General features: G+C 60.0%; 2 protein-coding genes. Both read right to left on the bottom strand.

Annotated elements, in window-relative coordinates; all coding sequences use genetic code 11:
• On the bottom strand, positions 1-938 hold a 938-nt coding region (locus ACOVQ0_RS01610; RefSeq protein WP_421879319.1), incomplete at its 3' end, for an NADH-quinone oxidoreductase subunit N.
• A complete protein-coding gene (locus ACOVQ0_RS01605; RefSeq protein ID WP_421879316.1) occupies positions 938-2,482 on the bottom strand; it encodes an NADH-quinone oxidoreductase subunit M in 1,545 nt (514 codons plus the stop codon). The genes ACOVQ0_RS01610 and ACOVQ0_RS01605, both read right to left, overlap by 1 nt.
• Positions 2,483-2,533: the final 51 nt, after the last annotated feature.

The raw sequence follows: 2,533 nt of genomic DNA, 5'->3' as shown, positions 1-2,533 counted from the left end.
ATGAAGCCGACATTGTTGATCGACGAATAGGCCATCAGGCGCTTGATGTTGTTCTGACCAATCGCTCCAAGCGCACCAATCACGATCGAGAGCAGCGAGGCGAAGATCACCACTTGCTGCCATGCGTGCGGCTGGCTGCCGAACGCTTCGAAGCTGACGCGCATCAGCAAGCCGAGCGCGGAGACTTTCGATGCGGTGGCGAAGAAAGTCGTCACCGGGGTCGGCGCGCCTTCATAGACGTCCGGCGTCCACATGTGGAATGGTGCGGCGCTGATCTTGAAGGCAAGACCTGCCAGCATGAAGATCACGCCGAAGGTCGCGCCCGTGGACAGGCCACCGCTGAGCGCAGCATTGATTCCGGCGAAGCTGGTGGTGCCGGTGAAGCCGTAGGTCAGGCTCATACCGAACAGCAGGATGCCCGAAGCGAGCGAGCCCAGCACGAAATACTTGAGGCCCGATTCTGCCGACCGTTCGTCCGTCCGCAGCGAAGATGCCATCACATATGAAGCGAGGCTGTTCAGTTCCAGGCCGATGTAGAGCGCGAGCAGATCACCGGCGGAGACCATCATGCCCATGCCGAGCGAAGCGAAGAGGATAAGCAGCGGGAATTCCGCGCGCATCGCCTTTGCCTTGTCAAAGAACGACTGTGCAATGATCAGCGTAACGCCTGCGCTCGCATAGATCAGCAACTTGGCAAACGCGGCAAAGGCATCGGCACGATGCTGGCCGCCAAAAGCTGAAACGTCAGGCCCCATCATCTGCCCCCACAGAGTGGGTGCGGTGAGGAAGGCGCAAGCCGTCAATACGGCGACCGAAGCGATGGAGATAAGGCGAGAAGCCTTGTCACCGCCCCAGGCTGCAACCAGCAGCAGGACCAGCCCTGATACCGAAATCAGGATTTCAGGCGCGGTGAGCGCCAGTGAACGGGCGAAGTCCATCAGTGTGCCCCCTCAGGCGCGGCATTGTGTTCAGAAGAATGGGCAGCAACCATCGGCTTTCCAGCGGTCGGTTGCGCATCACCCTTGGGCTTGGCTTGCGCCAGACGCGCATCGAGTGCTGCAATGTCCTTGCGCATCGGGGCAATGAAGCTTTCAGGATAAACGCCCATCCAAAGCACCACGGCAGCCAGCGGAATCATCATCGCCCACTCGCGCTTGTCGAGATCGGGCATGGCGGCGGCATCCGCGTTCTTCTGTTCGCCATAGGCAACACGACGATAGAGATAGAGCATGTAAGCCGCGCCAAGGATGATGCCCGTTGTGCAGATCAGCGCCACCCAGCTGGAAATCTGATAAATGCCCAGCAGCGAGAGGAACTCACCCACGAAGCCGCTCGTGCCCGGAAGGCCGATGGATGCCATCGTGAACAGCAGGAAGAACACCGCGTAGTAGGGCATGTTGATCGAAAGTCCGCCGTAACGGCTGATTTCGCGCGTGTGCAGACGATCGTAGATCACGCCGACGCTGAGGAACAGCGCACCCGCGACAAGGCCGTGGCTGAGCATGATCAGCATCGAGCCTTCAAGACCCTGCTGGTTGAACGCGAACAGGCCAACCGTCACGATCGCCATGTGCGCGACCGAGGAATAGGCGATCAGCTTCTTCATGTCTGTCTGCACCAGCGCGATCAACGACGTGATCACCACAGCGGCCATCGACATGAAGAACACCAGCGGCGCGAACTGGGCCGAGGCTTCCGGGAACATCGGCAGCGAGAAGCGGATGAAGCCATAGCCACCCATCTTCAGAAGCACGCCTGCAAGGATTACCGAACCGCCAGTTGGCGCCTGCACGTGGGCATCAGGCAACCAGGTGTGGACCGGCCACATCGGCATCTTCACCGCAAAGCTGGCGAAGAAGGCCAGCCACAGCCAGGTCTGCGCCTGAACCGGGAAGTTGTAGGCCATCAGCGTCGGGATGTCGGTCGTGCCCGCTTCGTTCACCATCCAGAACATCGCGATCAGCATCAGCACCGAGCCGAGCAGCGTGTAGAGGAAGAACTTGTAGCTGGCATAGATACGGTCAGCACCGCCCCACACGCCGATGATCAGATACATCGGGATAAGGCCGGCTTCGAACATGATGTAGAACAGGAACAGGTCCTGCGCCGCAAACACGCCGATCATCAGCGTTTCCATCAGCAGGAACGCCGCGTAATATTCCCCCTGACGCTTGTCGATAGACGTCCAGCTTGCCCCGATGCACACCGGCATAAGGAACACGGTGAGCGCGATCAGCAATAGCGCGATGCCATCGATGCCGAGCTTCCACGAGAAGCCTGCGAAGATCGCAGCGCTTTCCGTGAACTGCCACTGTGCGCCACCGATGTCGTAGTTCGCCCAAAGGATCACGCCGAGAACGAAATCGATCAGCGTAGCGACGAGCGCCACATTGCGCGCCTGTTCACGCGGCACGACGAGGCAGGCCACGGCCGCAACCAGCGGCACCAGCAGCATCAGCGAAAGAAGGGGAAACCCGTTCATTGTGCGATCACCCAGCTGATCGCGCCGACAAGGCCGACGAGCATGACCAGC

Source organism: Novosphingobium sp., from assembly GCF_049240505.1.
Lineage (GTDB): Bacteria > Pseudomonadota > Alphaproteobacteria > Sphingomonadales > Sphingomonadaceae > Novosphingobium.
Note: the sequence above shows the minus strand (reverse complement) of the source record. Positions and strands in the feature narration are given on the sequence as shown.